General features: G+C 62.5%; 14 protein-coding genes. 5 read left to right on the top strand and 9 right to left on the bottom strand.

Annotated elements, in window-relative coordinates; all coding sequences use genetic code 11:
• Window positions 1–4 precede the first annotated feature (4 nt).
• A complete protein-coding gene (locus ACQKRQ_RS37155; RefSeq protein ID WP_427482609.1) occupies window positions 5–916 on the bottom strand; it encodes a LysR substrate-binding domain-containing protein in 912 nt (303 codons plus the stop codon).
• 171 nt (window positions 917–1,087) lie between these two features.
• Here ACQKRQ_RS37155 and ACQKRQ_RS37150 point away from each other — a divergent pair, with 171 nt between their 5' ends.
• The 3 genes from ACQKRQ_RS37150 to ACQKRQ_RS37140 all read left to right on the top strand — a co-directional run bounded on the left by ACQKRQ_RS37150 (window position 1,088) and on the right by ACQKRQ_RS37140 (window position 3,377).
• Window positions 1,088–1,831: an SDR family oxidoreductase gene (locus tag ACQKRQ_RS37150; RefSeq protein ID WP_427482608.1), complete on the top strand. Its 744-nt coding sequence runs from the start codon at window positions 1,088–1,090 to the stop codon at window positions 1,829–1,831.
• Between the two features lie 71 nt (window positions 1,832–1,902).
• Complete coding sequence (locus ACQKRQ_RS37145; protein WP_427482606.1) at window positions 1,903–2,799, top strand: SDR family oxidoreductase; 897 nt, start codon at window positions 1,903–1,905, stop codon at window positions 2,797–2,799.
• Between the two features lie 134 nt (window positions 2,800–2,933).
• Window positions 2,934–3,377, top strand: a complete 444-nt coding sequence (locus ACQKRQ_RS37140; RefSeq protein ID WP_427482604.1) for a hypothetical protein — start codon at window positions 2,934–2,936, stop codon at window positions 3,375–3,377.
• Between the two features lie 50 nt (window positions 3,378–3,427).
• Here ACQKRQ_RS37140 and ACQKRQ_RS37135 read toward each other — a convergent pair whose 3' ends face one another.
• The 3 genes from ACQKRQ_RS37135 to ACQKRQ_RS37125 form a co-directional block, all read right to left on the bottom strand.
• The gene (locus ACQKRQ_RS37135; RefSeq protein WP_132375157.1) at window positions 3,428–4,453 is read right to left on the bottom strand and encodes an aldo/keto reductase; all 1,026 of its coding nucleotides are present in this window, start codon (window positions 4,451–4,453) and stop codon (window positions 3,428–3,430) included.
• Window positions 4,454–4,562: 109 nt separating this feature from the next.
• Window positions 4,563–6,287, bottom strand: a complete 1,725-nt coding sequence (locus ACQKRQ_RS37130) for a tetratricopeptide repeat protein (RefSeq protein WP_427482603.1) — start codon at window positions 6,285–6,287, stop codon at window positions 4,563–4,565.
• Between the two features lie 195 nt (window positions 6,288–6,482).
• Window positions 6,483–7,052, bottom strand: a complete 570-nt coding sequence (locus ACQKRQ_RS37125; RefSeq protein ID WP_427482601.1) for a DUF4142 domain-containing protein — start codon at window positions 7,050–7,052, stop codon at window positions 6,483–6,485.
• A 411-nt stretch (window positions 7,053–7,463) separates the two neighbouring features.
• Between ACQKRQ_RS37125 and ACQKRQ_RS37120 the strand changes: the two genes are divergently transcribed.
• Window positions 7,464–8,441, top strand: a complete 978-nt coding sequence (locus ACQKRQ_RS37120; protein ID WP_132375160.1) for a chemotaxis protein — start codon at window positions 7,464–7,466, stop codon at window positions 8,439–8,441.
• A 276-nt stretch (window positions 8,442–8,717) separates the two neighbouring features.
• Here ACQKRQ_RS37120 and ACQKRQ_RS37115 read toward each other — a convergent pair whose 3' ends face one another.
• On the bottom strand, window positions 8,718–9,809 hold the full coding sequence (locus tag ACQKRQ_RS37115; RefSeq protein ID WP_427482599.1) for an asparaginase: 1,092 nt from the start codon (window positions 9,807–9,809) through the stop codon (window positions 8,718–8,720).
• A 92-nt stretch (window positions 9,810–9,901) separates the two neighbouring features.
• Window positions 9,902–10,831, bottom strand: coding sequence for a LysR family transcriptional regulator (locus ACQKRQ_RS37110; protein ID WP_427482597.1), 930 nt, complete (start codon window positions 10,829–10,831; stop codon window positions 9,902–9,904).
• Between the two features lie 127 nt (window positions 10,832–10,958).
• Between ACQKRQ_RS37110 and ACQKRQ_RS37105 the strand changes: the two genes are divergently transcribed.
• Window positions 10,959–11,870, top strand: coding sequence for a DMT family transporter (locus tag ACQKRQ_RS37105; protein ID WP_132375163.1), 912 nt, complete (start codon window positions 10,959–10,961; stop codon window positions 11,868–11,870).
• An 18-nt stretch (window positions 11,871–11,888) separates the two neighbouring features.
• Here ACQKRQ_RS37105 and ACQKRQ_RS37100 read toward each other — a convergent pair whose 3' ends face one another.
• From ACQKRQ_RS37100 to ACQKRQ_RS37090, 3 genes are all read right to left on the bottom strand, one after another.
• Window positions 11,889–13,151, bottom strand: coding sequence for an MFS transporter (locus ACQKRQ_RS37100; protein ID WP_427482595.1), 1,263 nt, complete (start codon window positions 13,149–13,151; stop codon window positions 11,889–11,891).
• Window positions 13,152–13,271: 120 nt separating this feature from the next.
• The gene (locus tag ACQKRQ_RS37095; protein WP_427482594.1) at window positions 13,272–14,405 is read right to left on the bottom strand and encodes an acyltransferase family protein; all 1,134 of its coding nucleotides are present in this window, start codon (window positions 14,403–14,405) and stop codon (window positions 13,272–13,274) included.
• Between the two features lie 132 nt (window positions 14,406–14,537).
• Window positions 14,538–15,440, bottom strand: a complete 903-nt coding sequence (locus ACQKRQ_RS37090; protein ID WP_427482593.1) for a methyltransferase — start codon at window positions 15,438–15,440, stop codon at window positions 14,538–14,540.
• Window positions 15,441–15,473: the final 33 nt, after the last annotated feature.

Genomic DNA, 15,473 nt, shown 5'->3' with positions numbered 1-15,473 from the left:
GTATTCACAGCGCGCCGCCGGTGGTCGCCGTTGCCGCTTCGAAAATATCGCGCAGCCACTGCGCAAACACTCGCACCCGCGACGACAACTGACGGTTCTGCGGATAGAGCACGGACACCGGCATGGGCGGCGGCGGAAAGTCCGCAAGAATGATTTTCAGCCGCCCGGTCGCCAGTTCGGCCGCCACCCGGTATTGCGGCACCTGCACGATGCCGAGCCCCGCCAGCGCGGAGCCCGTATAGAGTTCGGTGCCGGTCACCGACACCGCAGACGGCAGGACCATCGCCACCTCGCGGCCCGCCACGCTGAATTCGAGCGGCACGGCCTTGCCGGTCGCGCTCGACACGTAATTGACGGCCCGATGCGTGGACAGCGCCGACGGCTCGGCCGGCTCGCCATACGCGTCGAGATACGCCGGACTCGCGACCGTCACTTGCGGCAATTGCGCGACGCGCCGCCCCACCATCGACGAATCCTGCAGATTGCCCGCCCGCAGCACGCAGTCGACTCCCTCCCGCACCAGATCGACGAGCCGGTCGTCTTCGCCGATGGTCAGTTCGATATCGGGAAAGCGCGCGAGAAAGGCCGGCAGCGCCGGCACCACGAAGTGCCGCGCCAGCGTGCCCTGCAAGTTCACCCGCAACAAACCCTTCGGCGCAAGGTTCGAAAACGAGCCCTCGGCCTCCTCCATGTCGGCAATCAGACGCACGCAGCGGCGGTAGTACGCCTCGCCGTCGTGCGTGAGACGCACCGTGCGCGTGGTGCGCTCGAGCAGCCGCGCGCCGAGCCGCTGCTCCATGCGCTTCATCAGATTGGTCACAGTGGCGCGCGGAATCTGCAGGTCGTCCGAGGCGCGCGTGAAGCTTTGCCGCTCCGCGATCCGTATGAAAACCCGCATTTCCTCGAAACGATCCATGGTTGGTGCCTGTGTGTGGCTGTGGGTGGCTGTTTGTGACGCCTGTCGAGTGGTCCGTTCGTCAATTGTTAAAGCAAATGGAATGATGATGCCAAGTCTAACCCGATTATCTATGCGCGGAAAGAGTCCATGATTCACCTCACCCACCCAACAGACACAAGGAAACGAATCATGAACACGCCTAAAAACGCCCAGGTCGCTATCGTCACCGGCGCGTCCCGCGGCATCGGCGCAGCGGTCGCGCAACGTCTGGCCAAGGACGGCTTCGCGGTCGCGGTCAATTACGCATCCAGTTCGGCCGAAGCCGATGCGCTCGTCGCGGAACTCACGGCAGCCGGCGCCAAAGCCGTCGCGGTGAAGGCCGACGTGTCGAACGCCGACGACGTGCGCCGCATGTTCGAGACCACCGAACAGCAGCTCGGCAAAGTGGACGTGCTGGTCAACAACGCGGGCGTGCTCAAGACCGTGCCGCTCGCCGACACCAGTGACGCGCTCTACGACCAGACTTTCGACATCAACGTGCGCGGCACCTTCAACACCTTGCGGGAAGCCGCTGCGCGCATGAACGACGGCGGGCGCATCGTCAACTTTTCGAGCACCACACTGGCGCTGAACATGCCGGGCTATGCGATCTACAACGCGACCAAGGCGGCCGTCGAATCCTTCACACATGTATTCGCCAAGGAACTGCGCGGCCGCAACATCACCGTCAACGCCGTGGCGCCAGGTCCGATCGCGACGTCGCTGTTCCTCGACGGCAAGACCGAAGAACAGATCCAGACCTTCGCGAAGATGCCGCCGCTGCAACGCCTCGGCCAACCGGACGATATTGCGTCGGTGGTGGCGTTCCTCGCCGGTCCGGACGCGGGTTGGGTCAACGGGCAGATTCTGCGTGCGAACGGCGGTATTGCTTGACGCGCTCGGTGCACATCGCTGCGGGCAGGCTCTGACGAGCCGCCTCACTTTCATCGAATCGGAGAAGAAAAATGCAGAAGAAGATCATCCTCGTGACGGGCGCCGGTACGGGTATCGGCAAACTCAGCGCACAGTCGCTCGCCGAAGCCGGCCACATTGTCTACGCGACGATGCGCGACGTCGAAGGACGCAATAAGCCACGCGCCGATGAAATGCGCGCGCTTGCGAAAGCGAAGGACATCCAGTTGCATCCGCTTGAACTCGACGTGTTGTCGCAAGCATCGGCTGATGCCGCCGCCGCGACGGTCGTGCGCGAACAGGGACGGCTCGACGTGGTGATGCAAAACGCCGGCCATCTGGTGGTCGGCCCGAGCGAAGCCTTCACGCCCGAAGAAATGGTGAAGGTGTTCGACACCAACCTGTTCGGCGCGCAGCGCGTGAACCGCGCCGTGCTGCCTTATCTGCGCAAGCAGGAAGCCGGCTTGATGCTGTGGATCAGCAGTTCGACGACCAAGGGCGGCTTTCCTCCCTTCCTCGGTCCATACGGCGCCGCGAAGGCCGCAATGGATTCGCTGGCGGTTTCGCTCGCATATGAGATCGCGCGCTTCGGCATCGAGACCTCGATCGTGGTGCCGGGCGCGTTCACACGCGGCACCGCTCACTTCCCGAGCGCGGGCAAGCCGGCCGATACCGAACGCGCCGCGGCCTACGCACGCTACGACGGCGTGATGGATCAGATCGGCCAGCGCCTGTCCGAACTGACGCCCGAGGACGCCGATCCGCAAGCCGTGGCCGATGAAATCGTGCGGATCGTCGGCCTGCCTTCAGGCGGGCGGCCGATGCGTTCGGTGATCGACTTCGTCGGCGACGGCGCGCGCGAGGTGCTTGAAGTGTCGGAGCGTGTGCGCATCGAGTTCGCCAAGCAAATCGGTATGGGCGATTTGCTGGAAGCGCGGGTTCAACGTTGAACGTGACGTCAAGGCATACCGCCGTGAAAGCAATTTCGCTGATCGCATGCGCCGTTGTGCTGCCGGTTCTCATCGGCGCATGCGATGCCCAACCTCAACCGGCCGCCACTTCCATCACGACGAGGAGCACGACCATGAAACCCTCGGTCACATACCTTCATTTGCTGAAGCACACGCCGTTCTTTACGAGCCTGACGACCGACCAACTGCGATGGGTGATCGCCCACTCGCATGAATGGGAAGCGCAGGCCGGCACGGTCGTCGCGCAATGCAACGACAGCGCGGCAACTGCTGAGGATCAGGCCATGTGGATTCTGCTGGACGGCGGCTGGCAAGTCGAAGTGGGTCCGCACGCTTTCCCGGCGGACCATGCTGGCGCGGGCAAGTGGTTCAGCGCGGCGGCGGCGTCCGGCACCGCGTGCCGCCTCGTCACCACCGAACACAGCTACGTGATGAAAATCGAACGAGCCGACTTCGATGCCATGCTCGCGCAAGGCTTTGCCTTCGGCACGCATCTCGACGCCGGCCGCCGCTACTACGGCCAACTGTTCGCCGCTCCAGCCGAACTCGCGAAATGAGTCCGAACCGGAGCACGTGACACGCAGCGCGCCTAGAGGCGAAAGCGCGCTTACACCGCCTTCGGATTGCGTTCCTCGAATCCTTCCTGATGCCAGTACGGATAAGCGGGACGCACGGCACTCGCCGCGTCGAGCTTCGCCACCTGCTCGGGCGTCAGATTCCAGCCCACCGCGCCGAGGTTCTGCCGCAGTTGTTCCTCGTTACGCGCACCGATCAGCACCGTCGATACGGTCGGCCGCTGCAGCAGCCAGTTCAGCGCGATCTGCGGCACGGTCTTGCCGGTTTCGGCCGCGATCTCGTCGATCGCATCGAGCACGCGGAACAGATACTCGTCCGGCACCGGCGGCCCCATGTCGGCGGTTTTATGCAGGCGGCTCGAATCGGGCAGCGGCTGGCCGCGCTTGATCTTGCCCGTGAGACGCCCCCACCCGAGCGGACTCCACACCACCGCGCCCACGCCCTGATCGACGCCGAGCGGCATCAGCTCCCACTCGTAATCGCGTCCGACCAGCGAGTAGTAGGTCTGATTCGCGACGTAGCGCGGATAGCCGTAGCGATCTGCCACGTCCTGCGACTTCATCAGATGCCAGCCGGAGAAATTCGACACGCCGGTGTAGCGGATCTTGCCGGCGCGCACGAGATCGTCGAGCGTGGACATGACTTCGGCGATCGGCGTTCTGGCGTCGAAGCCGTGCAACTGGAACAGATCGATGTAATCGGTTTGCAAGCGCTTGAGCGCCGCGTCCACGGCCTGAATCAGATGGAAGCGCGACGAGCCGACGCTGTTCGGTCCATCGTCGAAACGGAAGGTCGCCTTGGTCGAGATGATCGCTTTGTCGCGCTTGCCCTTGAGCGCTTCGCCGAGCACCGATTCGGACGCGCCGCTCGAATAGATGTCCGCGCTGTCGAACATGGTGACGCCCGAATCGAAGCAGATGTCGAGCAGACGCCGCGCCTCGGCGACGTCGGTCGCGCCCCACGCCTGGAAAAACTCGCCCTTGCCGCCGAATGTGCCCGTGCCGAAACTCAGCACCGGCACCTTGAAACCGGATGCACCCAGATGTCTGTATTCCATTGATCAATCTCCGTGGCTTAGCCGTCCATAAACGGACATTCAGTCTACGCGCGTCCGCGCAAACGCGTCGGCCAGCGCGCAGGGAACGTGGCGGGTGCGAACGGGATCGTTATCGTGAATGCGCCACGTCCGTAGCCAATGCGCTCAGCGCGTCACGCGCGGCTTGCATCACACTGTCCCAATCGCCGAGCGCCGGTTGCCGGAACAAGCGGGCGCGCGGATACCACGGCGTATCGGTACGCTCTAGCATCCAGCGCCAACAGGTGTCGAAGCGGTTCAAAATCCAGACCGGCTTGTCGAGCGCGCCGGCCAGATGCGCGGTGGACGTGTCCACGGAAATCACCAGATCGAGGTTCGCCACCAACGCTGCGGTGTCGGCAAAGTCGTTGAGTTCTTCCTTGTAATCGATCACGCGTTCGCCCCACTCGCTGCTTTCGAGTTGCTGTGCCGCCGGGCCTTTTTGCAGGCTAAAGAACTGCACGTTCGACACCTCGAAAAGCGGCGCGAGTTGTGCGAAAGCGATCGAACGGCGTGCATCGTTCTTGCGAAGCTCCGCGACATGCGGCCGGTTTCCGCCCGCCCACACGAGTCCGACTTTCAGGCGGCCGTCTGCTTGCGCGTGAATCCGATCGTGCCATTGGCGAGCCGCTTCGGCGTTTGCGATGAGATAAGGCGTTGTCGATGGAATGCTGTCGAGCTCGGTCTTGAATGCAAGCGGCAGACTCAGCAACGGACAGTGGCAATCGAACGGCGGCAGCGTTTGGCCGGCTTCGATCAATTGGTCCACGCCATCGAGCGTGGCCATGAGACGCATCAACTCGGGCGGCACTTCGAGCGCGACCTCGGCGCCGAGTTTCGACACCAGCGCGGCGTAGCGGCAAAACTGCAGCGTGTCGCCGAGGCCCTGCTCCGCGTGCAACAGAATCGTCTTGCCGTCGATCGAAAAATCGCCCAGCCAAAGGGGTTGCGCAAAACTGCGCCGGCTTGCCTTGATGCGGCTGCGCTCCCAGCGCCATTCATATTTTTGCCAGCCGGCCTCGAGCTGTCCCATTTGCAGCAGGCACAGCGATTCATTCCAATGTGTTTCCACAGCATCTGGATTCACGGCCAACGCGCGTTCGTAACACGACAGCGCTTGCGCGTGCTGATTGAGGTCGATCTGCGTCAGGCCGAGATTGTTCCAGGCATCGGCGAATGCCGGGGCCAATTCGAGCGCGCGACGGTAGCAGCGTTCCGCTTCTTCCGGCTGGTTCAGGTCACTGAACGCGTTGCCGCGATTGCTCCACGCATCCGGATAATTCGGTTGCAGCGCGAGCGCGTGGTCGCAGCTTGCGAGCGCATCAGCGGGACGGCCCAGATCGCGCAGCACACACGCGCGGTTGTTCCAGGCCGGCGCGAAATCCGGCATCAGGGCAATCGCGCGATCGAAACTGCCGAGCGCATCGAGCGGCCGATTCAGGCCGGCTTGCGCGTTGCCGCGATTGTTCAGTGCGTCGGGAAATTTGGGCTGCAAGGCCAGCGCGCGCTCGGCACTCGCGAGGGCTTCGTCGAATCGCTGCAAAGCGTTCAACGCATAGGCCAGATTCGAATGAAGCGGCGCCTGCTTCGCGTTGATGGCAAGCGCTTTTCTGAGTAACTCGACGCCCTCTTGCAGGCGGCCCGCTTGCAGCGTCAGCGCGCCCAGCAATTGCAGCGCGTCGAAATGACGGGGCTTGAGTTCGAGAATCTCGCGATAGAGTTCCTCGGCCTCGGTGAAAGCGCCGTTGCGCTGAAGCGCGACGGCTTGCCGAAGCATATGGTCCAACTGTTGCGGCAGATTGGCGGACTTGCTCATGCGGAGAGCTTTGGTCGAATGCGCGTGAAAGTGGTGGGAGCTTTCGAGGTTCGCGCATCACGCAAGATGAATCGCAAACGATGCATCGCGCAAGACCCTGCGCGCAGCGGACTCGAAAGAGCGAAGCCGATTATCGCCGAAAACCACGCATTCGAACGGCCGCGCGCCACGCCGCAACGTGACGCGCGTTAAGCCTTACTGCGCGGTCGGCAGATGCTTACGCTTGGCGAGCTCCTGCGCCATCGCGTAGTGTTCCTGGATGGTCGGCAATGCCTTCTTCGCCGCGTCCTTCAACTGTTCGTCGCGGCCCGAAGCGATTTCCGCCTGGAACGCCGACAGCGCTTTCTGTTCGCCGGCGAGCGCGACCTGCTCGATATAGACCTTGTCGAAGTCGGCGCCACGCAGGTTGTTGATGCTCGCGAGCACCGCTGCGTCGGGGTCGTTCTTCGGCACATCGACGCCGCGTGGGCTCGCCGCGCGCAGCGAATCGGAGATTTTCGCGTTGTCGGCCGAGACGCGCTCGGCGAATGCCTTGACGTCGCGATCGGTCGAGCGCGACGTCGCGATGCGGGCGGCGTCGCGTTGCGTGGCGACGGCCTTGGTTCCGTCCGCGATGAACGTCTGGTCGGCGGCATGCAGACGGCCGGCGTCGGCCGTAGCCGCTGCCGGTGCTGCCGGCGTTGTTTGAGCGTTGGCCGCGCCGGCGACGACGAGCAGGCCAGCCATGCAGGCGCTGGTGATAGTGGCGAGAGGCAAGCGGATCATACGTTCTCCTTGAGGTGGAAGCGAAACAACTGCGATGCGTGTGCGCCTCAGGCTCCTGCCGACTGTGCGGTTACCTTGCGGTCAGCTTGCGAGCCACTGACGGCGCCACGCTTTTATCGCTGTGAATTCTAGAAGGCGCGCTGTGCGCCATGTGATACGACGCTGTCGCTTCTGTAACCTTAGGTAACCTTCATATGAATGCCTTGACAGGGCTGGATTGCGGCCGTTGCGCTTGCGCCGATTCCCGCCCTCAACTCAATATCGGCTGCGCGTTAACCAGAGCATGCGAGGAAATCGCCGTCGAATCGCTGAACTTTCCGTCCGCCGCGCCGATAACAGAAAGGTAGGGCGCGCGCCAGGATCGAACGCAACGGTGGCATGGCGCATCACACGCAATCCTGGAGAGATTCGATGGCAGTAGAAAACCGCGCGAACGATGAACGCAGCAACCTGACGAGTTCCAACAAGTTCGAGTTGTTGCTGTACCGCTTGGGCGCCGTGCCCGGCAGCGACGCGCATGAGCTTTATGGCATCAACGTCTTCAAGGTGCGGGAAATCTCGACCATGCCGACGGTTACGCCGATCGCCGGTTCGTCGCCGTTTGTGATGGGCGCCGTGGATATTCGCGGGCAGATCATTCCCGTGATCGATTTGCCGCGGCTGATGGGGTGTCAGCCGACGCGCGGGCTGAATATTTTGCTGGTGACGGAGTTTGCTCGGTCGACGCAGGCGTTCGCGGTTGAAGAGGTCGACGATATCGTGCGGCTGGAGTGGAATCAGGTTTTGTCCGCCGAAGGTGCGGCTGGGGGCAATCTGGTTACTAGCATTGCGCGGATCGATGGGAATACAGGTGATTCGCGCCTGGCCCAGGTGATCGATGTCGAGCAGGTTTTGCGGGATGTGTTTCCGTCACAGCATCCTAGTGTGGATCCGACTTCCGTTGGGGAGGCGTTGGGGATTCGGCGTGGGGCGAAGATTCTTGCTGCTGATGATTCGGGGTTTGCTCGGAAGCTCATTGAGCAGGCTTTGAGTGCTATTGGCGCGGATTATGTGATGACCAAGACTGGGGAAGAGGCCTGGAATACGTTGCAGCAGGTTGCGCGCGAGGCGCAGGCTAATGGGACTCGTGTCAAGGATAGTATCGCCCTTGTTTTGACTGATCTTGAGATGCCTGAGATGGATGGATTTATGCTCACTCGGCAAATTAAGGCTGATGAGCGGACTCGCGATATTCCGGTCATTATTCATTCTTCTCTTACCGGGGCGGCTAATGAGGCGCATGTGAAGAATGCCGGGGCTAATGGGTATGTGGCGAAGTTCGCTGCCTCGGAGTTGGCGGATGCTATTCGGAATGCTATTGGGGTTGTGCCTTCTGTTGTTGCTGCTTGAGTTGGGGGTTTTTTTCTGTTGCTTCTTGTTGGTTTGTTGGCCTTTCCTTGAATTCGCGGTGGTTTATTAGCGTTGCCCCTGTGCGGGGCGGCACCTACTTTCTTTGCTTGCCGCAAAGAAAGTAGGCAAAGAAAGCGGCTTTACACCGCTAGCTTTTAAGCGGGTCCCCCTCGCAGCTACGGTAGTGGCGCATCTGGAATCTGTGCTCTCGCACAGTCCGCGTTCGTGACACAGCAGTCATTCTTCCGGCGGCGCTGCGCGCGCCGTCGCGGTCGTTCATCGAGCGGAGGCTTCCGGTGCGCGTTGGAGCGCGACCGAATAGGTTATTCGGCTCGTTGGGATGCCCATTGTGTTCAACATCTTCGGTGCGTGAAACGACGCGAGTTTCGCTCGCTGTTCCAGTGTTCCGATGTCTAGCAACGCAAGCAGTTCCGCGACCACCGCGTACAGTATGCCGACGTTGCCGTCCTCGATTTTTACGGCGATGCCCAGCGCGCCTTGCGCGCCCGCCCTCTTCGTCTGCTCCGATGCTCGTACGCCTATCGCGTAGCTGCCGTCCGCGCCCACCTTGCCGACCAGCGCGCCGTCGAAAGCTTGCATCAGCTGCGTGCAGAAGCGCCCCTCGCCCGCTACCCATTCCGGATACGTTGTCATCGCGCGGTAGATTCGGGCGAGCGCCGTCGTGCGCGATGTGATGGACTGCGCTTGCGACGATACCTCGTCCTCCGCGGCGGCTAGCTTCGCGAACAGGCGTGCGAGGCGGTCTAGCGGAAACGCAGGGGTCGGTAGATTGCAGCCGTCTGTCGCCCATTGCACCGCGTCGTCAGGCAAATCGCAGACGTCCGCGACCGTGTGTTTTACTCGTACCTGCAACGGATGGTCGGGTCGCTCGTAGCCCGCTATCGCTGCCCCAATCGATTGCGCGCCGGCCAGCATGCCCGCGTGTTTGCCGGAGCAGTTGCTGCATACGGCGCCCGGCTTGAAGTCGCGTTTGAGCCAGTCGATGTAGACGGCGTCGGATAGCGGCGGATGGCCGCCGCAGCGTAAGTCGGCTTCGCTCGCCTGCGCCTTGGCCAACATCTGTCGCGTGCGCTCGATGTGGCGCGCCTCACTGCTGTGCGAGCCGCACATCAGCGCAAGGTCAGCTTCGTCGAAGCCGAAACGCTCCAGCGCGCCGGTTTCCAACACCGCCAACGCTTGTGCGGGCTTCGCTGCGGAACGTGCGAGCGTCATACGCGATGGATCGCCGAATGATGCCAACAGGCGGCCGCTCGCGTCGACCACCGCGACGTGCGCCAGATGCGTGTTCTCAATCGAAGCGCCGCGATAGACAGTCGCCGCAATCGGTCCGGTTTCGCGCAAGCTCATGCTGTTCTCCTCGTGATCGATCGAATCGCTGGGACTGCATTGAATCATGGATTACGCGGCCGATTCTACTTTCGTCTCGCGTGCCGTGGTTCTCAGGCGGTATCGAGCGTGTCGCGAAGATGCTCGACGAGGTAGTCGATCAATGCCCTCACCTTCGGCGGCAAGAAACGATTCGGCGGATACAGCAGCCACACCGAGCCAACGTAGGCGCGTGCTTCGAGATTCCAGTCCGGCAGGACCTGCACGAGTTCGCCGCTCTGCAGTGATTCCGAGGCTGCGAATTCCGGTACACACGCAATGCCGAAGTCCTGCAGCGCGGCTTCGAGCCGCGCGCCGGCATGATTGGCGATGTAGCGGCCCTTCACGTCGACGCTCTGTGTCTCCGTGCCGCGGCGAAAGCGCCAGCGGTTGTCGTCGGCCGTCTCGCCGAGGTAGATGCAGGCGTGCTTCTGCAATTCGCGTGGCTGCGCCGGTGCGCCGCGTTCGCGCAAATACGCCGGCGACGCCACCAGCAGCCAGCGCACCGCGCCCAACCGGCGCCCCGCGAGTCCCTGCGGCGGATGCTCGGTCAGGCGGATCACCAGATCGACATCGTCCGCGAGCGGGTCGACGTCGTGGTCGGTGAAGAGGAGTTGCAGGTCGACTTCGTCGTAAGCGTGCAGGAAGCCGGGAATGAGCGGGTGTATCACGGACTTCGCGAACTGGGTCGGTGCGCTCACGCTCACCTTGCCTTGCGGTCTGCCGGCCAATTGCCCGGCGGCGTCCACCGCGCCCGACGCTGCGCTCACCATGTCGCGACAGAATCGCGCCACCTGGGCACCCGATTCCGTCACCCGTACCGTGCGCGTGGAACGCTCCAGCAGACGGGTCGCCAGGGCGTCTTCGAGACGCTTGATCTGACGGCTGACCGTGGACGGCGTGCTGCCGAGTTGCCGCGCCGCCACCGAGAAATTGCCGGCGTCGACGACGCGCGCGAAAACCGCCATGTCCGGTAGCAACGCGAAAAGCTCGGTTGGGGTCATCGTTCCAGGTCCGTGAGTGCGGGCGGGCTATTAATGCATTTGCGACATAAACGCTATGCGCCGAGACCCGATTATCACGCTTGGCGCAAAGTTCGACAATACGGTCTCGTTAGCTCGAGGTCCGTCCATGTCGAAACAAGAACGCCTGCTCATGTTGTCCGATCTGATGCTGCTCGCCGTCGCCGTCGTGTGGGGCACCAGTTACGGCGTGGTCAAAAGCGCCCTGGTGTTTTATCCGGTGCTCGGTTTGCTCGCGCTGCGCTTCGGTATCACTTTCTTGATCCTGTCGCCCACCCTGCGCCACCTGCGCGCCGCCGATGGCCGCACGCTGCGCGGCGTGCTGATCGCTGGCGCGCTGCTTCTCGGCATCTTCCTGTGCGAAACGTTCGGCATCCTGATGACGCGCGCCGCCAACGCCGCGTTTCTGATCAGCTTGTGCGTGGTGCTGACGCCCATCGTCGAATGGTTGTTGCTCAAGCGCAAGCCGAGCCGTGTCGAATGGCTGGCGGTGGCGCTTTCACTGCTGGGCGCATGGCTGCTCGCCGGCGACGGCGCGCTGAGCCTCAATCCCGGCGACGCGCTGATTCTGCTCGCCGCCCTGCTGCGCGCGTTGACGGTATGCGTGACCAAACGCGTGATGCGTGATTCGGCCCTGCCGCCGCTCTCGGTGACAGCGGTTCAGTCAGGCGTGGTGGCATTCGGCAGCGCGGCCGCCGCCTGGCTGTTTGCGCCACAGCAGTGGCAGCCCTTGCCCTCGATTGCGGGACATGCGGCGTTCTGGGGCTATGTCGGCTATCTGGTGATCGCTTGCACGCTGTTCGCGTTCTTCGCGCAGAACTTCGCGATCAAACGCAGCAGCCCGACACGTGTCTCGCTGCTGATGGGCAGCGAACCGGCGTTCGGGGCGTTGTTTGCCTGCATCTGGCTGGGTGAACGGATTTCGGTGACCGCGTGGGTCGGCGGCGCATTGATCGTCGCGGCATCGATTCTGGCGACGGTGCGATGGACCGCGCTGCGTGTGAGTGCCGCGCAGGCCTGACGCAACGTCTCGCGTCGATCAATGGCTCGGCGCCAGTTCCTCTTCGCGCTCCAGCGAGCGCGTGCGCCGGAGTTCGGGGAAGAAGCGCATCCATAGCAAGGCGACTGCGATGGTCGCTACGCCGCCCACCAGCACGGCCGGACGCGCGCCCCACCACCCCGCCGACACGCCGGATTCGAATTCGCCCAATTGATTCGACGTCCCGATGAAAAGCGAATTGACCGCACTGACGCGCCCCAGCATTTCATCCGGCGTGCGCAGTTGCACGAGCGACAGACGCACGACCACGCTGATGGTGTCGGAAGCACCGAGCACCATCAGCGCGAGAAGCGACACGAGAAATTGATGCGACAGACCGAACACGACCGTGGCCGCGCCGAACGCGATCACGCCGCCGAACATCGCCGCGCCGGGCCGGTTACGCAGCGGGAAATGCGCGAGCCAGATGGTGCCCGCGAGCGCGCCGATGGCGGTGCCCGAGCGCAACAGTCCGAGACCGAGCGGCCCCGTGTGCAGCATATCGCGTGCGAAGATCGGCAATAGCGCGGTCGTGCCGCCGAACAGCACGGCGAACAGATCGAGCGACAACGCGCCGAGAATCACAGGTTCCTTGCGAATGAAGGCAATGCCCGAGAACACCGATTCAAGCGTGACGGGCGCGCGATTCGCCGGCTTCGTCTGTAGCGAGATGCCCCACACGGCCGTGGCCGCGGCCGCGAACGACAGCGTGCAGGCGAGATAGGCCGCGCCGGGGCCGATGCCATAGAGCAGACCGCCCAACGCCGGGCCTGCGATCTGCGCGGTCTGATTCGCGGAAGTGGCCCATGCGGTCGCTTTGGGCAACTGCCCGCGCGGCACGACGCCCGGCAACAGCGAAGCCACCGCGGGCGATTCGAAGGCGCGCGCCGCGCCGACGCATGCGGCCAGCACGTAGATGACGGGCGCGCTGATCCATCCGCCGAAGGTGCCGAAAGCGAATAACAATGCAGCGACGCTTTCGAGGCTTTGGCAGATGGCCGCGATGCGGCGGCGGTCGTAGCGGTCGGCGACATGTCCAACGACGAGCGTCAGCACGAACATCGGTAGAAATTGCGCGAGGCCGACGAGGCCGAGTGCGAAGGCGCTATGCGTGAGCGCGTAGATGTGCCAGCCCATTGCCACGGCGAGCATCTGGAACGACAGCGACGAGAGGATGCGGGTGCACCAGAAACGCTGAAATGCGGGGTGTTTCGGCAAACTAACGGATGAGGAACCGGGTGGCTCGGCGGGCGCTGGAGGCATGGCGTTCTTGCTCTTGACTGGGGGGCTTGGGCGGCCGCTAGTTTAGAGCAAGATGATTTGTTTTGGTTTACCGCCTCGTGCGGCCGGTCTCGCCGCCATACATCAAGCGGCACCCCGCCTTCACGCCAGCACCGCCGGACGCGCCCGGGTGAATCGGGATTCGACGAGCAGATAAGAAAGGCTGCCGAGTACCGCTGTCATCACGACGCCAGCCAATACCGCGACAAGATAGGCAAGCCTGATGTCCGTGAAGTTGTGTTGCGCCACCAGCACGATGGTGGGATAAAAAGGCACGTGCCAGATGTATAGGCTATAGCTTGCGCGCCCTATTGCAGTAAGCGGCTTGAATTCCAGCGCACGCACGATCACCGAGCGCGGCGGGGAATGAATGACCCGGTAAATCATCAACGCGACGGACACCGCTAACAGCGTGTATCCGAACGTCTGAAGCCACGCCAAGGTCTTGAATGGGACATCCGAACAGGCCAACGCAATCCAGACCGCCATGAAAATCACCGCGCCGAGCACGCCCACCGCTGCGGACTGCCTGGAACGAAGATGGGCAGGCACCAGTGCCAACAAACAACCTACTGCAATCGAGTCGATCCGGCAAAGCGTGAAAGTATAGATACCGTTGTCGGAAACCCCGGCAAAATGGCACACCACCCTGAACGCTATCGCCACCAGCAACAGCGCCACAGCCGGGCGAAAGTACGAATGGAAACGGGCAACGAGAATCGGGAAGACGAGATAAAAATGCCATTCCACAGCGAGCGTCCAGAAATGCGCCATGGTGAAGTGTTGATCGGCCAGCGCAACCCGGTCGCCGAACAGCGATTGCAGACTGGCCGTGAATGTCCATAGCAAATACTCGTTTCTCAGCACTTTGGTATGCGGATCGATGAGCAGCGCAACAAGCGTGAATATCAGCAGGCTCGCGACGTAGGCCGGCAGCAACCGAATTGCCCGGCGCCGAATGAACTTCGAATATGACGCGATTGAACTGACGGGCCGCTTCAATAGCGTTGTGGTGATGAGAAAGCCCGAGATCACGAAAAACACGTCCACGCCTATCCAGCCGGTCGACGCAATGCGCACGATGACGGACCAAACGCCGCCCAGTCCGGAAAGGCGACTGGAAAAATAGCTCGTGTAATGAAACAGGACGACCAGCATCATCGAAATGGCACGGAGTCCATCGAGGCCGGTTACGTAGCGCAAAGAACTTGCGTCGCGGATGCTGTGTGTTTCCATCCGCGCATTTTACAGATTACAGAATACCCGCGGCTGCAAGATTCAGAAACGAGCGTGGTCGAGTCGAAATCGAGCCAGACAGGCGAGCGCCGCAAGCAGACGAAAACTGAAGCGCTGGTCCTCTGCTTCGCACTACGACAGCAGACGTCCCACGCGCCGCACCACACGATGCAGCCGCGAAGGCACGGCGCGAACCTGAAGCGATGCCGCAGGCTGGTCCGGCGGTAACGGTGCGGCGGCCGCTTCCATGCGCGCCCAACTGGCGCATGCGAATTCGACATCGGCGCACCGCTGCATGTGAACCAGAAACTCGAGTTCGTTTCTTGTGGTGTCGAAGAAGTTCGCGCACGACATGCTCAGCAGGCCGTTTTCGACGAGCAGGCGGCAAATCCGCGCAAACGTGGCTGGCGTGAACACCCAGACGTGCACGTCATGATAATTGCCGTTGGCAAAAGCATCCTGGGCAGCGGCCATGCCCTCCGCGAACGTATGCGCCGGCCGTCCACCGGACGGGAGGCCGGCCCAGATCGCCCCTGCATTCACGTCGTAACGCACATTCACGACATGGTCGAGGATGGCCTGCGGCTGAGGAATGCGTGCCCGCACGATATGAGCGCTCAACACGTCGCTGATGCGCGACTCCTCCCGCATCAGATCGAAAGTAAAGCGCTTGTCGGGCACCGCGAGACGCAGTTGGCCATCCGGTTTGAGGATCGCGCCGATCTCGGCAAACCAGCCGACCAGATCGGGCACATGTTCGACCACATGGGATGCGATCACGTAGTCGACGGATTTGCCACCTAGCGCTTCGGAGAGCGATTGCTTGCCCCAGACGGCGTCGACATCGACGAGCGCGCCGATGTCGACGTTCGGATCATGTTTATATTTTTCGCGCAGAGCGTCGGTGCTGGCGTGGTCGATGTAATAAACCGTACCGTCCGATCGTGTCACCACCGGCCGGCAGAGTGCGCCGATTTCCGCACCAATTGCAGTAGACAGATTCAGTCCAGATAGCAGATTGACCTTGCGATCCATTGCGCGATCTCCGGGGTGGTTCCGCGGAAGTCT

Source organism: Paraburkholderia sp. NPDC080076 (assembly GCF_050281145.1).
Taxonomy (GTDB): Bacteria; Pseudomonadota; Gammaproteobacteria; order Burkholderiales; family Burkholderiaceae; genus Paraburkholderia.
This window is presented reverse-complemented; position numbering and strand designations above follow the sequence as displayed.

What these genes read in the sequence shown, in the direction of transcription:
- ACQKRQ_RS37155 (WP_427482609.1), bottom strand. Translation starts at nt 916, where the DNA reads ATGGATCGTTTCGAGGAAATGCGGGTTTTCATACGGATCGCGGAGCGG.
- ACQKRQ_RS37150 (WP_427482608.1), top strand. Translation starts at nt 1,088, where the DNA reads ATGAACACGCCTAAAAACGCCCAGGTCGCTATCGTCACCGGCGCGTCC.
- ACQKRQ_RS37145 (WP_427482606.1), top strand. Translation starts at nt 1,903, where the DNA reads ATGCAGAAGAAGATCATCCTCGTGACGGGCGCCGGTACGGGTATCGGC.
- ACQKRQ_RS37140 (WP_427482604.1), top strand. Translation starts at nt 2,934, where the DNA reads ATGAAACCCTCGGTCACATACCTTCATTTGCTGAAGCACACGCCGTTC.
- ACQKRQ_RS37135 (WP_132375157.1), bottom strand. Translation starts at nt 4,453, where the DNA reads ATGGAATACAGACATCTGGGTGCATCCGGTTTCAAGGTGCCGGTGCTG.
- ACQKRQ_RS37130 (WP_427482603.1), bottom strand. Translation starts at nt 6,287, where the DNA reads ATGAGCAAGTCCGCCAATCTGCCGCAACAGTTGGACCATATGCTTCGG.
- ACQKRQ_RS37125 (WP_427482601.1), bottom strand. Translation starts at nt 7,052, where the DNA reads ATGATCCGCTTGCCTCTCGCCACTATCACCAGCGCCTGCATGGCTGGC.
- ACQKRQ_RS37120 (WP_132375160.1), top strand. Translation starts at nt 7,464, where the DNA reads ATGGCAGTAGAAAACCGCGCGAACGATGAACGCAGCAACCTGACGAGT.
- ACQKRQ_RS37115 (WP_427482599.1), bottom strand. Translation starts at nt 9,809, where the DNA reads ATGAGCTTGCGCGAAACCGGACCGATTGCGGCGACTGTCTATCGCGGC.
- ACQKRQ_RS37110 (WP_427482597.1), bottom strand. Translation starts at nt 10,831, where the DNA reads ATGACCCCAACCGAGCTTTTCGCGTTGCTACCGGACATGGCGGTTTTC.
- ACQKRQ_RS37105 (WP_132375163.1), top strand. Translation starts at nt 10,959, where the DNA reads ATGTCGAAACAAGAACGCCTGCTCATGTTGTCCGATCTGATGCTGCTC.
- ACQKRQ_RS37100 (WP_427482595.1), bottom strand. Translation starts at nt 13,151, where the DNA reads ATGCCTCCAGCGCCCGCCGAGCCACCCGGTTCCTCATCCGTTAGTTTG.
- ACQKRQ_RS37095 (WP_427482594.1), bottom strand. Translation starts at nt 14,405, where the DNA reads ATGGAAACACACAGCATCCGCGACGCAAGTTCTTTGCGCTACGTAACC.
- ACQKRQ_RS37090 (WP_427482593.1), bottom strand. Translation starts at nt 15,440, where the DNA reads ATGGATCGCAAGGTCAATCTGCTATCTGGACTGAATCTGTCTACTGCA.